Below are 18,360 nucleotides of genomic sequence, written 5' to 3' on the forward strand. Positions count from 1 at the left end.
GGGTCCAGCGTTAGGGTCGTGGCCAAAGCGATATCGGCTCGTCACCAGACCGCTGCCCGCGCCGGGCAGGTCGGGCGCGCGGTTCGGGAACGGAGAACAGCATGCGGTTCGGCCTGGTCGGCACCGGTCCCTGGGCCCGGCGGACGCACGGACCCGGTCTGCGGGCCACCGACGGCGCCGAGCTGGTGGGCGTCTGGGGACGTGACGCAGGCAAGGCCCAGGCGTTGGCTACAGAGCTGGGGACCACCGGCTACGACGACTACGCTGAGTTACTCGAGGTCGTTGACGCGGTGGCTTTCGCCGTTCCGCCGCGAGTGCAGGCGACGATGGCGCTGGAAGCGGCGGCCGTCGGCAAGCACCTGCTGCTGGACAAGCCGGTGGCAGACTCGCTCGACGACGCCCGGGCACTGGCCGACGAGGTGGCGGCCGAGGGCATCGCGTCGGTGGTGTTCTTCACCGGACGGTTCCAGCCGGAGCTGCGGTCGTTCTTCGCCGAGGTGCGTGAGCGCGGCGGCTGGAAGGGCGGCTGGAGCCGGATGCTGGCGTCGCTGGATGCCCCGGGCAACCCGTACACCGAGTCGCCGTGGCGGCGCGAGCAGCGCGGAGCGCTCTGGGACGTCGGCCCGCACGCACTGTCCAACTTGAGCGCCATGCTGGGTCCGATCGACTCCCTACGGGCAGTCGGCGGTGAAGGCGACCTGGTCCACCTGGTCCTCACCCACGAGTCCGGCGCGACCAGTACGGCGAGCCTGTCGCTGTTCGCCCCGCCGGCCGGCAGCAACTTCGAGACCGGCATTTGGGGCGAGACCGGCACGGCTCTGCTGCCGCCGACCGAGACGTCGTCGGTGGACGCCTTCGCGATCGCGGCCGGTGAGCTGGTCGCCGCTGCCGAGTCCGGTGAGCCGCACCAGATCGACGTGGCCTTCGGCACCCGAGTGGTCGAGCTGCTCGCGTCCGCCGAGTCCCAGCTCGCCCAGCACTAGCGCAGCGCGATGATGCTGCTGTTGCCGGAGGTCAGCAGCAGGTTGCCGACGGCCCGGATGTCGCGGCTGCAGGAGATGCCGTCGGGCAGGCGGGTCCGGCGCAGGCCGGTGCGGGAGATGGAGTTGGCGTAGCAGGCGTCGGAGCCACGGGCCAGCGAGACCACTCGGGCGTCCTCGGTGACCGCCACCCGGGCGCGAGGGCTGACGGGTGCGGTGGTCTGCCAGGCGGTGCGGCCGGTGGCGGAATCGATCGCCGCGACGACGGTCTTGTTGTTCTCGCGGGTGGACGGGCCGGGGCAGTCCACGACGATCAGCAGCCGCCCGGCGGGGCTGAGGAAGGTCCGGCAGGACCAGTCGCGCGGTACCGGCCAGCGCCATTTGATCTCGCCGGTGCGCGGCTCCACCGCGACCAGGGCGGCCGGCACGTTCGCCTCCTCGCCCTGCTCGGCAACGACGACCAGTCCGCCGACCACCACTGATCGGCGGAACAGGTTGCTCGGCGACTTCCGCCACAGCTCCTTGCCGCTCGTCAGATCCAGCCCGACCATGTCGTCCGGCTGGTCGTCGCAGCTGTGCCCGAGGAACGCGACCACGGTGTCCGGTGTCGCCGCCGCCTCGACCGACGTACAGCGGCCGGGCTCGAAGGACCACCGCTCGGTGCCGTCGGGGTCAACTCCGCGCAGCTGGTCCGCGCCCCGGCCGACTTCCTCCCGGGTGAGCAGCGGATCGGACTGCACGATCGCGTGGTCCCTGGTCCGGCCGGGCCACGCCGCTTGCCGGTGACCGGTCTCGGCGTCGAGCAGCAGGTAGCCGATGTCCGAGAACTCGGCCAGCACGTACCGCCCGTCGCCGGTCGCCGCGATGTTCGGCTTCTCGTCCGAGTCCGACCGGCTGTACCGCCAGCGCAGCTCACCCGTCGCCGCGTCCAGCATCTCCACCGAACCGGTCTGCCGCGGCACAGCGATCCCGTACGGCGTACTGACGGCCTCCCCGGCCCCTGCCCCGGTCAGCGCCCGACTGACCCACGCGACCCGGCCGTTGAGCACCGAGCGTGGTGCTGCGCCTGGAGCGGGCGCCGGGCCTTCCACTCGCTCGTTGGCCTCGAGCACGTAGCTCCTGGACAGCGGCTGGACGATCAGCAGCAGCACGAGGGCGATCAGCGCAGGTATGGCAAGCCAGGCCAGTTGCTGGCCGACGTTCCGGGTCGGGGTGAAGCGGGCGGCTCTGGTCCGCAGCAGGGAAGCGACCATCGCGGCGACAGCGGCGACGAGCAGCAGGAGCAGTGCGGAGATCAGCAGGGGCACTCGAAGCCCCACGCCGACCGCCGGGTTGGTCGTCGGGACCTGCGCCCAGGCTACGAGCAGTGCGGTCGTGGCGACGGCGATGACCGTGCCGGACACGAGCTTGGCTCGTTGGCTGTTGCTGCGGGCACTGCGGAACAGCAGTGGGGCCGCGATGAAGGAGAAGACCGCCAGGCCGATCGGAGGCCAGCCCGACTCGACGTCGACCACCGGGACCTGCCAAGGAGCACCGGCCGCGGCGATCGCCACCACGACGGCTGCGATCGCGCCGAACGTCGCGGCGGCCGCCAGCGCGGCCTGTTGCCAGCCGCGCCAAGGAGCCGGGAGCTCGCTGTCGAGCCCGGCCAGCTCGGTCTCCAGGTTGACCCGCGCGACCGCGCCCATCCGTTGCCGGGCGAGCTGGGTCCGGTAGAGGTGTCCGTCGAGCAGCGCCCGGACTTCGTCGTACCGGCGGGCCATCGCGAGGGTCCGCTCGCCGGCGTCCCGGCGTACTTCGGCAGCGTGGGCGGCGTAGCGGCTGGGGTCCGTGGCCAGGACGGAGTTCACCGCGTCCAGCAGGACGTCGCCGTTCGCGTCGCGGCGGGGCGGCGCGTAGGAGTCGGTCGGTGGTGTCGCCAGGACGCCGGTCAGGCGAACCAGGCGGGCGACCTCGGCGATCCGGATCGGGGCCACGCCGTACTGGGGCAGCAGCTGCTCGGCCAGACGGGCGGAGGCTTCGGCGTCCTCGCGCGCGTCACCGCCGGGCTCGTGCACCGCGCGGTGGAACCAGGCGGCCAGCCGGACGGAGGTCGGGTCGGTGCTTAACTGCAGCAGCGAGTCCAGTGCGGACAGCACGGTGTCGAGGTAGTGGTCGCGGTAGGCGCGGCGATTGCGTCCGACATACCTGGCGATCAGATCGTCGGCCAACGCCTCGGAGCCGGGGATCGGCTCGTTCCATCGCTCGCGCAGGGCCACCACCGCCACAGTCTGCCAGCCGCCCGCCCACGTCCGCGCCTCGATCCGTGCACCGCTGCCTTGCGGTTGCGGATCGACTGCCGCACGCGCTGGGGCTGCGGCTAGTGCTTGGCTGCCAGCACTCCGTCGAGCAGGCCGGGGTAGAGGGCGTCCAGGTCGTCTCGCCGCAGCTTGCTGATCCGGCGGGTGCCTTCGGTCCGCGTCGTCAATACGCCGGCCTCGCGCAGCGTGCGCAGGTGGTGGGCCCGGGTCGACGCGGTCACCGGCAGCTCCAGCTCTCCGCACGCGATGCCCTCGGGAACGCCGGCCAGCGCGCGCACGATGGTCAACCGGACCGGCTCGCCGAGCGCCTGCAGCACGGCGTCCACCCGGATCTCGCCGCGGTCGGGCTGCGGAAGCTGCTTCGAGGTGCTCACGCCGCCCATAGTACGACGCCCGTCGAAGTTCGACGAAGATCGTAGTACGATCCTCATCGAACTACTTCGACCTGTGGAGGGGCCAACTGATGTCCGCACGCATCTACCTGCTGGCCGGCGGAGCTTTCGCCGTCGGCACGAGCGCGTACGTCGTGTCCGGAGTGCTGCCGGCGGTCAGTTCCGAGCTGCACGTCTCGCTGACCGCCGCGGGCCAGCTCGCGACCGCCTTCGCGCTCTCGTACGCCGTGGGTGCGCCGCTGCTGTCCACGCTGACCGGCCGGTGGGAGCGCCGCACGCTGCTGATCGCGGCGCTGCTGCTGGCGGCGCTGGGCAACCTGATCGCCGCGGTGGCGACCACCTATCCGCTGCTGATCGTCGGCCGGGTGGTGGCGGCGCTCGGTGCCGCCGCCTACACGCCGGCGGCGACCTTGTTCGCCACCGGGTTTCTGCCGCCGAGTGAGCGAGGGCGAGCGGTCGCTGTCGTGTTCGGTGGGTTGACCTTCGCGCTCGTGCTCGGCGTACCGGCGGGCAGTCTGCTCGGTGGCAGCTTGGGGTACCGCGGGGTGTTCGCGCTGATCGCAGGGGTCGCCGCGTTGTTCGCCGTGGCGGTGCGGCTGGCGCTGCCGCGGGTCGAGGCGCCGGCGGCGGTGAGTCTGCGGGAGCGGTTCGCCGGTGTGACGGACCGGCGGGTGCAGACCGTGCTGGTGATGACCGTGCTCGGAGTGCTCGGCACGATGAGTGTCTACATCTACGTGGTGCCGCTGCTGGACAAGACGGCTCACCTGCACGGTGGCGTGGTCGGCGTACTGCTGCTGGTCTACGGACTGGGCGCCGTACTGGGCAACTGGCTCGGCGGGCGGGCGACGGACCGGTACGGCAGCCTGCGGACGCTGACGGTGACGATGATCGGCTTCGTAGTGGTGGTCGCGACGCTGTCGCTGACCGCGGTGAACGCCGGTGGGGCCGCCGTCGCGCTGTTCGTCTGGAGCGTGTTCACCTGGGCGTTCAACCCGCCGATCCAGAACCTGCTGCTGGAGATGGCGTCCGGTGGAGGCCTGCTGCTCGCGCTGAACGCATCGGCGATCTACTTGGGCGCCGGGCTGTCGGCGATCGTCGGGGGCGTGGTGATCAACCTGTTCGGAGTGGAGTTGCTGCCGCCGATCGCCGCCGTGCTGGGGCTGATCGTGCTCGGGCTGGTGTTCGTACTGCGCCGGAACCCGGAACTGCAGCAGGTGGAGCACCTGGACGAAGGAGCAGTTCCCGCTCTGGCGGACTGATCCCTTGACACCCGCTCGGCTCTGACGCAACCATTCATCGACCCCGCCCTTCGATGAATGGTTGTTTCATGTCCGAAGCCTCTGCCGTTGGTGTCGTCGACGTCGCCGACCGGGTCCGGGCGACGCTGCCGCGGCTGACGGGCGCACTGCGGCTGGTGGCGGACTTCGTGCTCGCCGAACCGGCCACTGCCGCCGAGCTGTCGACGGCCGCGCTGGCCGAGCGGGCGGGGGTGTCGCAGGCGAGCGTGACCCGGTTCGCGCAGGCCGTCGGGCTGTCCAGTCACCAGCAGCTGCGGATCGCGCTGGCCCGGCAGCTCGGGCGCGCGGCGGTTCCGGGCTGGAGCACCGATCTCGGACCGGTGATCGCCGACGACGACACCGTGGGCCGGGTCGCGACCGTCGTGGCGAACGCCGACATCCGCGCGATCACCCAGACCGTCGACCAGCTCGACCTGGAGGCGCTCGACCGGGCCGCGCACGCGCTCGCCGACGCCCGCCGGATCGACGTGTACGGCGTGGGCGGCAGCTCGACGATCGCCGCCGAGCTGGAGATGCGGCTGTTCCGGATCGGGGCGCAGGTCCGGGCCTGGCCGGAGGTGCACGGCGCGGCCACGTCGGCGGCGCTGCTGACCGGGCAGGACGCCGTGGTGGCGATCTCGCACTCCGGAGCGACCGCGGAGGTGCTGGAGCCGGTCGAGCTGGCCCACGATCGCGGCGCGACAGTCGTCGCCATCACCAGCGACCCCCGCTCGCCATTGGCCGCCGTGGCCGACGAGGTGCTCGGCACCGCCGTACTCGAAACCTCCTTCCGCAGTGGCGGTCTGGCCGCGCGCCACTCGCAGCTGGTCGTCACCGACTGCCTCTACATCCGGGTCGCCCAACTCACCTCCGCCCGAGCCGCCCGGTCCATCGAGCTCACCGAAGACATCAGCACCCGCCACACCCGCCGCCGTCGCTGAAGCCGGCCACCTCACCCCTCCCGAGGAGCCCCAGATGAAGCTGCACCGCCCGCAGCACGCCGTCCGCCGACTAGCCGTCCCGCTTCTGGCGTTAGCCACTCTTACTACTGCGCTCGCCGTCCCCGCCTCCGCCAAGGCGGAGGCGGGGACGGCGAGCGCGGGGACGGGGGTGTGGGGTGCGGTACCGCCCCGAGCTCCTGGCTTCGCCGGAGCGGCTCCCGCCGCCGAGGAGGTCGTGGCGGCCGGCGCTCCGCAGGTGCTTCCTGCCCTTACCGGTTGGCAGTCGGCCAGCGGAGAGTTCGAGCTGACTCGGAGCAGCCGGGTGGTTGCCGGGTCGGTGCCAGGAGAGGCGGCGACGTTCGTCGAGGATGCGCGGGAGCTGGTCGGCCGGCGATTGCCGGTGGTGGGTGGGTCCGCCAAGGCCGGCGACATCGTGCTGGCGACCGACTCCCGTCGTACTGACCTCGGGGCTGAGGGCTACGAGCTGTCGGTCGGCAAGACGATCGCGGTGACCGCGAAGACCGGCGCGGGAGTGTTCTACGGGACTCGGACCGTGCTGCAGTTGCTGCGGGCCGGGCGAGTGCCGGCGGGGCGCGTTGTCGACGTACCGGCGTACGCCGAGCGTGGGGTCGGGGTCTGCGCCTGCCTGATCAACGTGTCGACGGCGTGGTTCGAGCGGCTGGTGAAGGACGCGGCGTACCTGAAGCTCAACCAGTTGTGGGTCGAGTTGAAGGTGAAGAGCGACGTCCACCCGGAATCGGTCGAGTGGGGTTACTACACCAAGCCGCAGATCGCCGCGCTGCAGAAGCTGGCGGACAAGTACCACGTGACGATCGTGCCCGAGGTCAACTCGCCGGGACACATCGAGCCGTGGATCCGCAACCGGCCCGACCTGCAGCTCACTGACGACAGCGGGCAGAAGCAGGTCAGCCGGCTCGACATCACCAAGCCCGAGGCGTTCGGCTTCCTCACCTCGATCATCGACGAGAACCTGACCGTCTTCGACACGCCGTACTGGCACATGGGCGCGGACGAGTACATGCTCGGCTCCGACTACGCGAAGTACCCGCAGCTGCTGGCCTACGCCCGGGCGAAGTTCGGCCCCGACGCCGTGCCGCAGGACGCGTTCGTCGACTTCGTGAACCGGGTCAACGCGCACGTGAAGGCCAAGGGCAAGACGCTGCGGATCTGGAACGACGGGATCACCGACGCCGCCACCGTGCCGCTCGACTCCGACATCGTCGTCGAGCACTGGCTGGGCGGCGGCGTGAAGCCGAGCCGTCTGATCGCCGAAGGCCGCAAGGTGATGAACTCCGCGTTCGCGCTCTACAACGTCCGCGGCGGCTTCAAGACCAACGCGCAGCAGCTCTACGACTCGAACTGGACGCCGCTGCGGTTCGAGGGCGAAACGCTTGCCAGCGGCAACGGTGTGACCGGCGCGAAGGTGTCGCTGTGGCCGGACAACGGCTCGGGCGACACCGAGAACGAGATCGAGACCCAGGTCCGGATGCCGCTGCGTCTGGTCGCGCAGGCGACCTGGGGCGTCGCCAAGCCGGATCCGACGTACGCCGCCTTCACCGCTCGCGCCGACGCCGTCGGCCGGGCCCCGGGCTTCGCCAACGTCGACCGTACGCCGGTTGCCGCCGGCACCTATTCGCTCGCCGTCGGCCGCAACTACCTCGGCGCAGCTGAAGGCGCTCAGCTGAAGCTGTCGAGCACCGAGTCGGCCTGGGATGTCACCCCGACCACCGACGGCTATTACACGCTGACCGACCTGGCGACCGGCCGCTGCGCCGAATCCCGCGTCGGCGTCCGCTACCTCAACACCCCCTTGCAGCCGGGCACGCCGATCACCGCTGAGGCTTGCGACGCCACCAACCGCCTGCAGCGCTGGCAGCTTTCCAAGTCCGGTGACCGGATCAGGCTGGTCAACGCGATCACTCGCATGGTCGCCGTTGTCGATGGCTCGGGCGGTCTGCGCCAGCAGATCCCCGACGGTCACCAGGCGACGCCGCTCACGATCGCTCCGGTACTGCGTGCCGTTGCCTCGGTCGATCGCCAGACGGTTGTGCCGGGTTCGACCGCGCAGCTGACGGTGACCGTCACCGCCAAGGACCGCGCGACCGACGTCACCGTGAGCCCGACTGCTCCGGCCGGTTGGAGCATCAGCCCGGCCAGCCGTTCCACCGCCTCCATCGCGGCCGGCGGCAGCTTCACCGCGACGTTCACCGCGACCCCGCCCGCCGACGCACCCTCCGGTACGGCGGCGCTCGGCGCGGTCACGTCGTACCGGCAGAGTGGTGGTACGCATCGGCTGAGCACAACGGCCGGCGTACGGCTGAGCTGTGCGCCGGAGGCGATCAGTCCGGTGGCCGTGAAGTTCGTGGACAGCGAGGAGACGGCCGGTGAGGACGGCCGGGCCGTCAACGCGATCGACGGCAACCCGGCGACGTTCTGGCACACCGAGTGGTCCGCCCGGCAGCCGCAGCCACCGCACGAGATCCAGCTGGACCTGGGCAGCGCCAAGTCGGTCTGCGCGGTGACCTACCTGACCCGCCAGAACGCGACCAACGGCCGAATCGCCGACTACGAGCTGTACCTGAGCACCGACGGGGTCAGCTGGGGCCAGCCGGTGTCCAAGGGCACCTTCGGCAACAGCCCCGACGCCAAGTGGGTGCCGGTCGCGGCGACGTCCGCCCGGTACGTGCGGCTGGTCCAGCTCAGCGAGGCGAGTGGGAACCCGTTCGGGACCGCCGCCGAGATCACCGTCGACGCGAAGCAGGGGTGAGTGCCATGCGTGGTCTGTCCTTGGTGCTCGCGCTCGGCCTGCTGATCGGGGGAGTGGGGAGCGTGCCGGCTGTGGCAGCTGATCCTGATGTGCTCGACGTGTCGTTCGGTGGGTCGTTCTCCAGTGGCAACGCCTACACAGCCGCGACCGGCGAGGTGATGGGCGGCACGCTGACGCGTCGGACCGGTACCGAGTCGCTGGACCCGGCGCGTGGGCTGGTGCTCGCCGGCGGTGCCGACGGCGTGCGGTTCCAACCAGGTAGCGCGATCAGTGGTGGTGAGGTGCAGCGGTCGTTCCTGGTCGAGACAGCGTTCACACCGGCTGCCACGCAGAGCAGCCTGGCGACGGTGACCGCTGTCGGTGGGGCGATCTTCGGCCGGTACAACGACGGCAACCTCCAGTACGGCTTCAGCTCCGAGGTCGGTGGACAGTGGCGGGACGTCGTCCAGTCCGTTCCCGTGCCGAGTGCCGGGCAGCAGCACGTGCTGGCCCTGGCCTACGAGGTCGGCGGTGGCGGCGCGACGCTGCACGCCTTCCTGGACGGGCAGCAGCTGCCGCCGGCGGTCAGCACGTCCGGTACGGCGACCTGGCATCCCACCGCGGGTGCGGAGATCGGTGTCGGCAACGAGGTGCACCCGTCGGCGCTGCAGCGCGGTCTGGCCGGTGCGGTCCGGCAGGTGCGGCTGGCAACGTTCAGCGGTGCGTTCAACCCGGCGGATCTGCGGCTGGCGAAGCCCGTGGTGTCGATGGCGAAGGTGTCGGTCGGTTTCGAGGGTTCGATCGTCGAGGGCCGGTATCAGCCGGCCCTGGGGGAGAAGGCGGATCCGGCGCCGATGGTGACCGGCGGCAGAATCACCGAACCGGGGAGACTGCGGCTGGACGGCGGTGACGTCAGTTGGCGAGGCACGGGCCTCGACAGCGGAGTGCTGGCGGAGACCGTGGTGTCGCCTGAGGTGCTGCGTCCGGGCGTTGAGCTGATCGAACTCGGCGGTGTGAAGCTTGTTGCTACTGGCAACAAGACCGTCGAGCTGCGGGCCGGAACGAAAGCTACGGCGGTGCAGCTGCCGGTCCCGTCGGTCAAGGAAGGCGTGAAGTACCGGTACGTCGGGCTGGCGGTGGAGCCGGGCGGAGTGGTCAGTGTGCTGACCGCACCTGGCGTGACTGGCGTCAGCGAGTCGGCTCCGGTCACCGCGGTGGACGACGTGCGGTGGCTGGCCGGCGCACGCGGTACGGCGTACGGGGTGGGGGTCAGCACGTTCCTCGGCAAGCCGCCGGTGGAGGCTCAAGGGCTGAAGGCATTGCCTTGTGTGGTGGGGAAGCTGATGCCAAGGCAGACCATGCCGGTGGCGGAAGGCGAGTGCGTGACCTCACTGGTCGCCAAGGCCTCGGCGATCCGGCCGGAGCCGCGGCAGGTGGACTGGCAGCGGATGGAGCAGACCGCGTTCCTGCACTTCGGGGTGAACACCTTCACCGGGCTGGAGTGGGGCCACGGCGACGAGGACCCCGACCTGTTCCAGCCGACCGGGCTGGACACCGACCAGTGGGCGCGCACGTTGCGGGACTCGGGCTTCAAGCTCGCCATCCTCACCGTGAAGCACCACGACGGCTTCCTGCTCTACCCGTCGCGCTACAGCGACCACAGCGTCGCCTCGAGCTCCTGGCTGGGCGGTCAGGGTGACGTGGTCGAGGCGTTCGTGACGTCGATGCGCAAGTACGGGCTGAAGGTCGGCCTCTACCTGTCGCCGGCCGACGAGAACCAGTACCTCGACGGCGTGTACGCCAACGGCAGTGCGCACACTCCGCGCACGATCCCGACCCTGGTCCCGGGGGACGACCGGGCCGGCAAGGACCTGCCGCAGTACACACTGACGGCCTCGGACTACGGCGCGTACATGCTGAACCAGCTGTACGAGCTACTGACCGAGTACGGGCCGGTCGACGAGGTCTGGTTCGACGGCGCGCAGGGCCGGATCCCGCCGGACAAGGTGGAGACCTACGACTTCCCCAGCTGGTACGAGCTGATCCGCCAGCTGGCTCCGCAGGCGACGATCGCGGTCAGCGGCCCGGATGTGCGGTGGGTCGGCAACGAGTCCGGTCTGGCCCGGCCGGACGAGTTCAGCGTCGTACCGACGATCACCAAGCCGAACGGCTCGCCCGACTACGCACTCGGGTACGCCGCCGCCGACCAGGGCAGCCGGCAGGCCCTGCTCGCCGGGCGCGACGCCGGGGCGACCCAGCTCGCCTGGTGGCCGGCCGAGTCGGACGTGTCGATCCGGGAGGGCTGGTTCCACCACCCGGAGCAGTCGCCGCGCTCGGTGGACCAGCTGGCCGACATCTACTACAAGTCGGTCGGCCGGAACTCGGTCCTGCTGCTCAACATCCCGCCGAACCGTGAGGGCCGGCTGGACGACCAAGACGTCACCCGGCTGGCGGAGTGGCGCGCCCGGCTCGCAGCCGACATGCCACAGGACCTCGCCCGTGGCGCTCGGGTCAGTGGCGACGGCTCGAACCACCGCGCGGCGGTCGACGGCAATCTGGACACCTCGTGGGTGACTCCGGCCGCCGGCAAGGGCACGCTGACCGTTCAGCTCCCGAAGCAGTCCGCCGTCAGCAGGGTGTCGCTGGGCGAGGACATCCGGTTCGGCCAGCAGGTCGAGCGCGGGGTGGTCGAGGTGCGCGCGTCAGGTGGCTGGAAGCAGGTGGCCACCTTCGGTGCCGTCGGCCACAAGCGGATCCTCACGCTCGACACACCGGTGACAACTGACGAGGTGCGCATCAGGATCACCCAGTCGCGCGCCCCGGTCCGGCTGGCGTCCCTGTCCGTCTACTAACACCCGTATGCGGCAAGCTAGCGCGCATGCGCCTCATCGCCGGCTTGTTGCTGCTCAGCACGTCATTGACCGGTGCCGGCGATCCCAGCACCGTCGTGCAGGGCTGGCAGAGCAGTCCGGTGTACGTCGACCCGTCGCAGCGGGCCCTGGTCCCCGAGAAGGAGGCCCAGCGGCTCGCTGAACGGGTCGAAGGGCACGACCCGGCGATCCGGATCGCAGTGGTCCCGGCGGCTTCGCTCGGGACAACCGGGTCGCGCGAGCAGGCCGCACGGGCCTACGTCGACCAGGTGGTGGACCTGCAGCGCCAGGACGGCGTCTACCTCGTCGTCTTCGGCGGAGCGATCACGTGGGGCAGCGCGGTCGGTGTGGACACGCCGATCGCCCAGATCCTCACCGACGAGCTGAGCAAGCACAGCCGCTCCGACCCGGTGGGGACGCTGGACGGTGTGCTCGACCAGATGGACGTGCCCGGCTCACCCAGTGGCGGCTTCCCGACCTGGTTGCTGGTGCTGATCGTGCTGGTGGTCCTGGCCGCCGCGCTCGGCCTGGGGCTGCGGTGGTGGAAGGCTCGCCCGGGCAAGGACGAAGGGCCCGCGCTCTACCGCCCGTCGTACGACGTACTGCCGGACGAGGCGGACACGTTGGCTGAGCGGCAGGCACTGGCGCGAGAGGACGTGACCCGGTTCGGTGAGGAACTGGATGCCGCCGACGTGCGTCTGGACGTCGTGACGGCATCAACGGAGAGCGTGGCAACGGACCTGCAGGCGGCGATGGACGCGTACGCCGACGCGGGCCGGGTGGTCGATGCCGAGCCGACCGACGAGCAGCTGCGCGCAGTGCGGGCGACGGTGGAGTACGGCCGCTGGCGACTCGCCTGTGCCCAGGCGGTGGTCGCCGACCAGCCGAAGCCCGCGCGCCGTGCGTCCTGCTTCTTCGACCCGGCCCACGGGACCTCCGTGACGGACTGGATGTACACCCCGCCCGGTGGCAAGGCCCGTGAGGTCCCGGTCTGTGCCGCCTGCGCAACGCGCCTCTCGGGAGGAGCCCGATGACCAAGACTCGTTGGCCGGTACTGCTCGGTGTGCTCATGCTGGCTGCTCTGCCGGTGACTGCCGAGGCTGCGACTCCGACTCCCACGCCTGGCAAGACCACCACGACCCGGCCGACGTACCGCTACACCCCGCCGGACGTGCGCGGGGACCGCAAGCGTGCGATGGAGAGGGCCGGTCAGTACCTGGACAAGATCGCGGCGGGCCTCGGCGAACCCGGTGTCCTGGTCGACTCGTCGGTCACGAAGCTGTCCGCGGCGGAGGCCGCGAGGCTGAACGCGGCCGCCAAGTCCGCCGCCGCGCCGATGCGGATCGCGGTGATCCCCGCCTCGGCGATCAACCTCGACTCGGGCGGTTTCTCGTACAGCACCCAGCTGGCCTGGACAGGTGAGGAGATCGCCGACCAGCTCTACGACCGGGTCGGCGTGGAGGGCGTGTACGCCGTCCTGGTCGATGCGCGGTCGGAGTCGGCCGGGCGCGGGTTTCACGCGGTGCAGCGGGCCGACAAGGGACCGACGTACCACGTGGGGGACGCGGTCGACCAGGCCGTCGACTGCTGCGCGCCGGACTACGAGCGGATGCTCGAGCGGTTCATCCAGCGAGGGCAGGTGATCGACAAGCCCTTCTACGTCGACGCAGCGCCGTGGGCCGGAGGTGCGGCAGGGCTTGCCGGGCTCTGGTGGGGCCTCACCACGCTGAGCGCTCGCCGGGCCCGGCGAGCCGAAGAGAAGCAGCACCTGGAGATCTCCCGGCCGCTGCTGAACGAGGAGATCATCGCGCTGTCCCAGCAGGTGTCAGCGTTGCCGACGACGCCGGACCCGCAGCAGTCGAAGCTGTCGAAGGACGTGCTCGACACGGTGGAGAAAGCGCGGCACCGGCTGGACGCGGCGAAGGGCGACAAGGACACCGAGGCCGTGGCGACTCTGCTCGGCTCGGCCCGCTACGGGTTGCTGTGCCTGGACGCGCTGCGGGCAGGCAGGCCGGTCCCGGAGCCGACCGCGCCGTGCTTCTTCGACCCGCGGCACGGTCCGAGCACCGGCTCGGCGAACTGGACTCCCGAGGGCGGTAGCCAGCGGGCCGTCGACGTGTGCGCCGCCTGTGCGGCCCGCCTGGCCGCCAACCAGCAGCCGGACATCCGGATGGTGACCGTGCGGGATCGGGCCCGGCCGTACTGGACGCTGGGGGAGGACCTGGCGTCGTACATCGACGGCTACTGGTCGAGTGGTGACGGGCGCCGCTGGTGGTTCCCGGACGAGGACGCGCGCCGGGCCGGCAACGAGATGCGCGCGCGGTGGGCGTCGCGGCGAGCGGGCGCTCGCCTGGGCCGCGCAGCCTCGAACGTCGGGACGTCGCTCAGCAACTGGTCTTCCAGCTCCGGCTCCGACTACGACTCCGACGGTGGTGGCTGGGGCTCCGGGTCGTCCCGCCGGCGGTCCTACTCGTCCCGCACGCGTAGCAGCGGCGGCGGCTCGAGTCGCCGGTCGTCCCGGCGCTCAGGTGGTTCCCGGGGCTTCTGACCGATCAGTCGGTCAGCACCTCGGGAAGGTCCTCGGCGTGCAGGATCGCCAGCGAGGTGACCGCACGGGTGAGGCAGACGTAGAGGCGCCGCAGGCCGGTCCGCTCGTCGGCCTCGCCGGCGACGATGCCGGCCGGCTCCACCAGCACCACGTGGTCGAACTCGAGACCCTTCGCCAGCCCGGCCGGTACGACGTCCAGGTGGGTCTCCACGTCGTTCTCGTCACCGAGCACGGCGAACGTGATTGCCTTGTCCTGCAGGGCTTTCCGCGTCGCCGGGACCAACGCGTCAGGAACGATCAGCCCGATCGAGCCCGGCCGGGCCGACACCTCCGCCACCGTGGAGACCGCGGCCGCCAGGCTGTCCGGCACGCGGGTGATGGTCAGCTCACCGCGCGCCCGTCGTACGGCGGTCGGTGGGGTGAGGTGCGGGGCGATCAGTGGGAGCAGGCGGGCGGCGTACTCGATCACCTGGCCGGGGACGCGGAAGCCGGCCGTCAGCTCCTCGGTGTGCGCGCCGGTCTTGCCCAGGTGTTTCAGCGCCTCGTCCCAGGACGGTGTGGCCCACGGTGTGGTGCCCTGGGCGATGTCGCCGAGCACAGTCATCGAACCGGTCGAGCAGCGACGGCCGACAGCGCGCAGCTGCATGGCCGACAGGTCCTGTGCCTCGTCCAGCACGACGTGGCCGAGGCTGGGCGTCCGGTCGACCAGATCGGCGAGCTCGTCGATCAGCGTGGCGTCGGCGACCGACCACTTGGCGGCTCCGGCCGAGCGCGGCGCCTTGTCCCAGAGCAGGAGCCGCTGCTCGTCCTCGGTGAGGATGCCGTCCGCGTGCTCGGCCAGCAGGTCCGCTTCGGTGAACAGCCGGAACAGCAGCTTCACCGGGTCGACGGCCGGCCACAGCGACTCGGCGTACTGCTTGACCGGGCGGCTCCGGGCGACGGCGTCCTGCACCCGATCGTCCGGTGAGTCGCCGGCCGCCTCCATGCGCAGCAGTACGGCGTGGGCCAGGCGCTGCGGCAGCATGCTCCGGCCGGCGCCGTACCGGATGCCTCTGGTGCGCAGCTCGGTGACCAGCTCCTCCGCCTCGTACGCCGGGACGCGCCAGCGGTGCGAACCGCGCGGCACGACCAGCGACTCCTTCGGCAGCTGGATGCCCGACCAGACCGCCCGGTGCAGGACCTCGGCCATCCGGGCGTCACCCTTGAGCACGTCGACCGCGGCCGGGCCCGGACCGGCGAGCTTCACCCGCGCAACCATCTCCTCGATCGTGGTCTGCTTCGCCTCGATCTCGCCGAGCGCCGGCAGCACGTCGCCGATGTAGCGAAGGAAGCTGGCGTTCGGTCCAACCACCAGCACACCGGCCCGGCTCAGCTGGTCGCGGTACGCGTAGAGCAGGTACGCCGCGCGGTGCAGGCCGACCGCCGTCTTCCCGGTGCCGGGCGCACCCTGCACGCAGATGGTGTCCTCGACCCCGGCCCGCACGATCACGTCCTGCTCGGGCTGGATGGTCGCCACGATGTCGCGCATCGGGCCGGAGCGCGGCCGCTCGATCTCGGCGTCCAGGATGTCGCTGTGGTCGTCGGCGGCGCTCGCCGACGTCAGGTCCTCGTCCTCGTACGCCGTCAGCTCGCCGTGCGTGAAGCCGAACCGGCGGCGGTTGCGGACCCCCATCGGCTCGGTCTTGCTGGCCCGGTAGAACGGCACCGAGATCTCGGCCCGCCAGTCCACCACCAGCGGTTCGCCCTGCTGGTCGTTGACGTGCCGGCGGCCGATGTGGAAAGTCTCGGTGGTCGGCGTCTCGTAGTCCAGCCGGCCGAAGAACAACGGCACCTCGGGGTCGTCCTCGAGCTCCTTCATCCGGCGGTAGATCGCCGCCTTGAGGAACTCGGCGTTCACCCGGTCGGCGCTGTGGATCTCCAGCGCACCGGTCTTGTCCCGCATCACCGCGAGCGCGGCCCGGGAGGTCTTCAGGTAGTCCTTCTCGGACTGCAGGGTGTCGTCGGGATCGTCCGAGGGCATGACAGGACCTCCGCTAAGCGGTTCGACGTCAGGAGAGCCCGGCCACGTTACTTGACGCTCGCCAGCGGCGAAACCGAATTAACCGCTGACCGGCCGGAGCGCACTCCGGGACGCAGCAGCAGCGGGAGGCTGACCGCCAGCAGGGCCAGGGCGACGAGCCCGTCGAGCCAGTAGTGGTTCGCTGTCACCACCACCACGCCGAAGGTGATGATCGGGTGCAGCAGCCACAGCCAGCGCCACTTCGTCCGGGTGACCAGGATCATCGCCAGCGCGATCAGCGCGGCCCAGCCGACGTGCAGGCTCGGCATCGCGGCGAACTGGTTGGCCACGCCGTCGGAGTGGTCCGGTCCGTAGACCGACTGACCGAACCGCAGCCCGGTGTCGACGAACCCCGGCATCATCCGCGGCGGGGCGAGCGGGTAGGCGATGTGGCCGATCAACGCGAGTCCGGTCAGCGACACCATCGTCCAGCGCACCCGCGGGTACGCCGTGGGTCGCCAGATGCTCAGCCAGAGCAGGACGACGGCGGTGAGTGGCGCGTGCACGGACGCGTAGTACAGGTTGGCGCCCTCGACCAGTTGCGGGACCTGCAACGCGTGCTGCTGGATCGCAGCCTCGTCCGGCAGGTGCAACCAGCGCTGCAGCGACAGGACCTCGTCGGCGTGCCCGAACGCGGAGCCGGTGTGCTTCGCGGCGATCTGGCGGCCGGCGCTGTAGACCAGGAAGAGCGTGGCCAGCAGGACTGCTTCCCGGACCACTCGCCAGACCACAGGACCCGCAGAGGAGCGGTGCTGTGTCCGCCGTTCGCGTAGCCCGGCGGGCTCCAGTGCCTGTGTCCCCATAGCTTTCGACGGTACCGGCCGAAGCCTCGGGAATGGCCCAGGCTCAACCCTGAAGTTGCCCTGGGCAACCCCCGAGCCACACTGCGCCACCGGCCCGTCACCCCCTTTCCCGAACAACAACCCACGCCGGGGGCGGCGGAATTCCTGGATGACTCGCAGATCACAGCCACACTGGGCAGATGGCGGACCTCGTGGGCGTGCTGCTGGCAGCCGGAGCCGGGACCAGGCTCGGCATGCCGGGCGGTTTGATGCGTGCGGCCGACGGGACGCCCTGGGTGGTCAGCACGGTCGCCGTACTGCGTGCGGCCGGGTGCGGCCCGATCGGTGTGGTTGTCGGAGCTGCTGCTCCGGATGTGGTCGCGCTACTGGCCGGGGAGGACGTCACGATCGTCCCGTCGCCGGACTGGTCCGACGGCCTGTCCAGGTCGGTGCGGGCCGGCTTTGCCTGGGCCGAGCAGACAGTTGCCGCTGCGGCGGTGTTCCACATGGTCGACCGGCCGGACGTCGGTCCGGCGGTGGTTCGCCGAGTCATCGCCGGAGCACAGCACGCAACTCCGCTCGGCGGGAACTCCGGTGCGGCCCCCTGGGTCGCCCCGCAGACGAGGGCCGGCGCACAGCACGCCGCCCCGCCCGCTGGCAACCCGGCATCCACCGGTGCAGGCCCCGGAGTCACCCCGGTGGAGACGACCGCTGTGGCCCGTGCCGGGTACCACGGCCGGCCCGGATATCCGGTGCTGATCGGACGGGACCACTGGGCCGGCGCGGCCGCCGCCACGACCGGCGACCGCTCGATGGGCCCTTATCTCAAACGGGTCCCGTGCCCGCTCATCGCCTGCGACGACCTGCTCGGCTGAGTTTCCGGTACGCCGCGTACGCCCCGAGCCCCGCGGCGACCCACGGTCCCGCGACGACGATCACGTCGAGCGGCTGGTGGACCAGGTCGACCCGCTTCTGGCCACGGCGCGACTGCAGCCCGTGGTGGGTGAACTCGGTCCGGATGCCGGTCTGGGTGATCGGGTTGTCCGGCCGCAGTGTCGCGAACGAGCGCAGCGTGCTGCCGAGGGCGTCCACCCGGTCGGCCGCCAGCAGCAACAACCAGTGCGCGGCCCGGCCCTCGCTGTACTTCGCGTAGGAGAACCGGCGGATCGCGCCGGACACGCCGTGCGTCGGGCACGACGTACCGAAGACCGGGGTCAGGAACTCGTGCTCGATCGAGCGTTCCCGCGGTCGTTCCTCCGGCTGCCGCTCCGGGAAGTCCCAGTGCGCGCCGGACAGGTTCGGGTCGAACTGCTCCTTCGGGACCGACGGGCGGTCGGCCGGGTCCAGGTCGGCGCCCCAGCCGGGGATGCGCGCCCGCAGCTGCTCGCTCGACTCCTTCGCCGGCGGTTTCTGCGCGGTGTAGGGCATGGTCTGCTCCCGTCAG

At 71.1% G+C, this 18,360-nt stretch carries 13 protein-coding genes; 8 read left to right on the forward strand and 5 right to left on the reverse strand.

Annotated elements, in window-relative coordinates; genetic code table 11:
• Positions 1-101: 101 nt before the first annotated feature.
• Complete coding sequence (locus tag BWI15_RS14805; RefSeq protein WP_077014998.1) at positions 102-983, forward strand: Gfo/Idh/MocA family protein; 882 nt, start codon at positions 102-104, stop codon at positions 981-983.
• Here BWI15_RS14805 and BWI15_RS14810 read toward each other — a convergent pair.
• Both BWI15_RS14810 and BWI15_RS14815 read right to left on the reverse strand, forming a co-directional pair.
• Positions 980-3,241 (reverse strand): outer membrane protein assembly factor BamB family protein, encoded by a 2,262-nt coding sequence (locus tag BWI15_RS14810; protein ID WP_237771291.1) that lies wholly within the window; start codon positions 3,239-3,241, stop codon positions 980-982. The two genes, BWI15_RS14805 and BWI15_RS14810, sit on opposite strands and share 4 nt — an antisense overlap.
• Positions 3,242-3,339: 98 nt before the next feature.
• Positions 3,340-3,654: an ArsR/SmtB family transcription factor gene (locus BWI15_RS14815; protein ID WP_202817660.1), complete on the reverse strand. Its 315-nt coding sequence runs from the start codon at positions 3,652-3,654 to the stop codon at positions 3,340-3,342.
• Between the two features lie 89 nt (positions 3,655-3,743).
• Here BWI15_RS14815 and BWI15_RS14820 point away from each other — a divergent pair, with 89 nt between their 5' ends.
• From BWI15_RS14820 to BWI15_RS14845, 6 genes are all read left to right on the forward strand, one after another.
• A complete protein-coding gene (locus BWI15_RS14820; protein WP_077015001.1) occupies positions 3,744-4,931 on the forward strand; it encodes an MFS transporter in 1,188 nt (395 codons plus the stop codon).
• A gap of 68 nt (positions 4,932-4,999) precedes the next feature.
• Positions 5,000-5,890, forward strand: a complete 891-nt coding sequence (locus BWI15_RS14825) for a MurR/RpiR family transcriptional regulator (RefSeq protein ID WP_077015002.1) — start codon at positions 5,000-5,002, stop codon at positions 5,888-5,890.
• Between the two features lie 34 nt (positions 5,891-5,924).
• Positions 5,925-8,678 (forward strand): family 20 glycosylhydrolase, encoded by a 2,754-nt coding sequence (locus BWI15_RS14830; protein ID WP_083750776.1) that lies wholly within the window; start codon positions 5,925-5,927, stop codon positions 8,676-8,678.
• Positions 8,679-8,683: 5 nt separating this feature from the next.
• Positions 8,684-11,509 (forward strand): alpha-L-fucosidase, encoded by a 2,826-nt coding sequence (locus BWI15_RS39815; RefSeq protein WP_202817661.1) that lies wholly within the window; start codon positions 8,684-8,686, stop codon positions 11,507-11,509.
• Between the two features lie 26 nt (positions 11,510-11,535).
• A complete protein-coding gene (locus BWI15_RS14840; protein WP_077015005.1) occupies positions 11,536-12,561 on the forward strand; it encodes a hypothetical protein in 1,026 nt (341 codons plus the stop codon).
• Positions 12,558-14,075 (forward strand): hypothetical protein, encoded by a 1,518-nt coding sequence (locus BWI15_RS14845; protein ID WP_077015006.1) that lies wholly within the window; start codon positions 12,558-12,560, stop codon positions 14,073-14,075. Before BWI15_RS14840 ends, BWI15_RS14845 begins: the two co-directional genes overlap by 4 nt.
• Positions 14,076-14,079: 4 nt before the next feature.
• Here the strand turns inward: BWI15_RS14845 and BWI15_RS14850 are convergent, their stop codons facing one another.
• Positions 14,080-16,095, reverse strand: a complete 2,016-nt coding sequence (locus tag BWI15_RS14850; RefSeq protein WP_077015007.1) for a HelD family protein — start codon at positions 16,093-16,095, stop codon at positions 14,080-14,082.
• A gap of 47 nt (positions 16,096-16,142) precedes the next feature.
• Positions 16,143-16,853: a phosphatase PAP2 family protein gene (locus tag BWI15_RS14855; protein WP_237771292.1), complete on the reverse strand. Its 711-nt coding sequence runs from the start codon at positions 16,851-16,853 to the stop codon at positions 16,143-16,145.
• A gap of 263 nt (positions 16,854-17,116) precedes the next feature.
• Here BWI15_RS14855 and BWI15_RS14860 point away from each other — a divergent pair, with 263 nt between their 5' ends.
• On the forward strand, positions 17,117-17,791 hold the full coding sequence (locus BWI15_RS14860) for a nucleotidyltransferase family protein (protein ID WP_077015009.1): 675 nt from the start codon (positions 17,117-17,119) through the stop codon (positions 17,789-17,791).
• Here BWI15_RS14860 and BWI15_RS14865 read toward each other — a convergent pair.
• A complete protein-coding gene (locus tag BWI15_RS14865; RefSeq protein WP_077015010.1) occupies positions 17,763-18,344 on the reverse strand; it encodes a hypothetical protein in 582 nt (193 codons plus the stop codon). The two genes, BWI15_RS14860 and BWI15_RS14865, sit on opposite strands and share 29 nt — an antisense overlap.
• Positions 18,345-18,360 lie beyond the last annotated feature (16 nt).

This window comes from Kribbella sp. ALI-6-A (genome assembly GCF_001984195.1).
In the GTDB taxonomy this organism is placed as follows: Bacteria; Actinomycetota; Actinomycetes; order Propionibacteriales; family Kribbellaceae; genus Kribbella.

Excerpts from the sequence above, each read along its gene's own strand:
- BWI15_RS14805 (WP_077014998.1), top strand. The coding sequence starts at position 102 with ATGCGGTTCGGCCTGGTCGGCACCGGTCCCTGGGCCCGGCGGACGCAC.
- BWI15_RS14820 (WP_077015001.1), top strand. The coding sequence starts at position 3,744 with ATGTCCGCACGCATCTACCTGCTGGCCGGCGGAGCTTTCGCCGTCGGC.
- BWI15_RS14825 (WP_077015002.1), top strand. The coding sequence starts at position 5,000 with ATGTCCGAAGCCTCTGCCGTTGGTGTCGTCGACGTCGCCGACCGGGTC.
- BWI15_RS14830 (WP_083750776.1), top strand. The coding sequence starts at position 5,925 with ATGAAGCTGCACCGCCCGCAGCACGCCGTCCGCCGACTAGCCGTCCCG.
- BWI15_RS39815 (WP_202817661.1), top strand. The coding sequence starts at position 8,684 with ATGCGTGGTCTGTCCTTGGTGCTCGCGCTCGGCCTGCTGATCGGGGGA.
- BWI15_RS14840 (WP_077015005.1), top strand. The coding sequence starts at position 11,536 with ATGCGCCTCATCGCCGGCTTGTTGCTGCTCAGCACGTCATTGACCGGT.
- BWI15_RS14845 (WP_077015006.1), top strand. The coding sequence starts at position 12,558 with ATGACCAAGACTCGTTGGCCGGTACTGCTCGGTGTGCTCATGCTGGCT.
- BWI15_RS14850 (WP_077015007.1), bottom strand. The coding sequence starts at position 16,095 with ATGCCCTCGGACGATCCCGACGACACCCTGCAGTCCGAGAAGGACTAC.
- BWI15_RS14860 (WP_077015009.1), top strand. The coding sequence starts at position 17,117 with ATGGCGGACCTCGTGGGCGTGCTGCTGGCAGCCGGAGCCGGGACCAGG.
- BWI15_RS14865 (WP_077015010.1), bottom strand. The coding sequence starts at position 18,344 with ATGCCCTACACCGCGCAGAAACCGCCGGCGAAGGAGTCGAGCGAGCAG.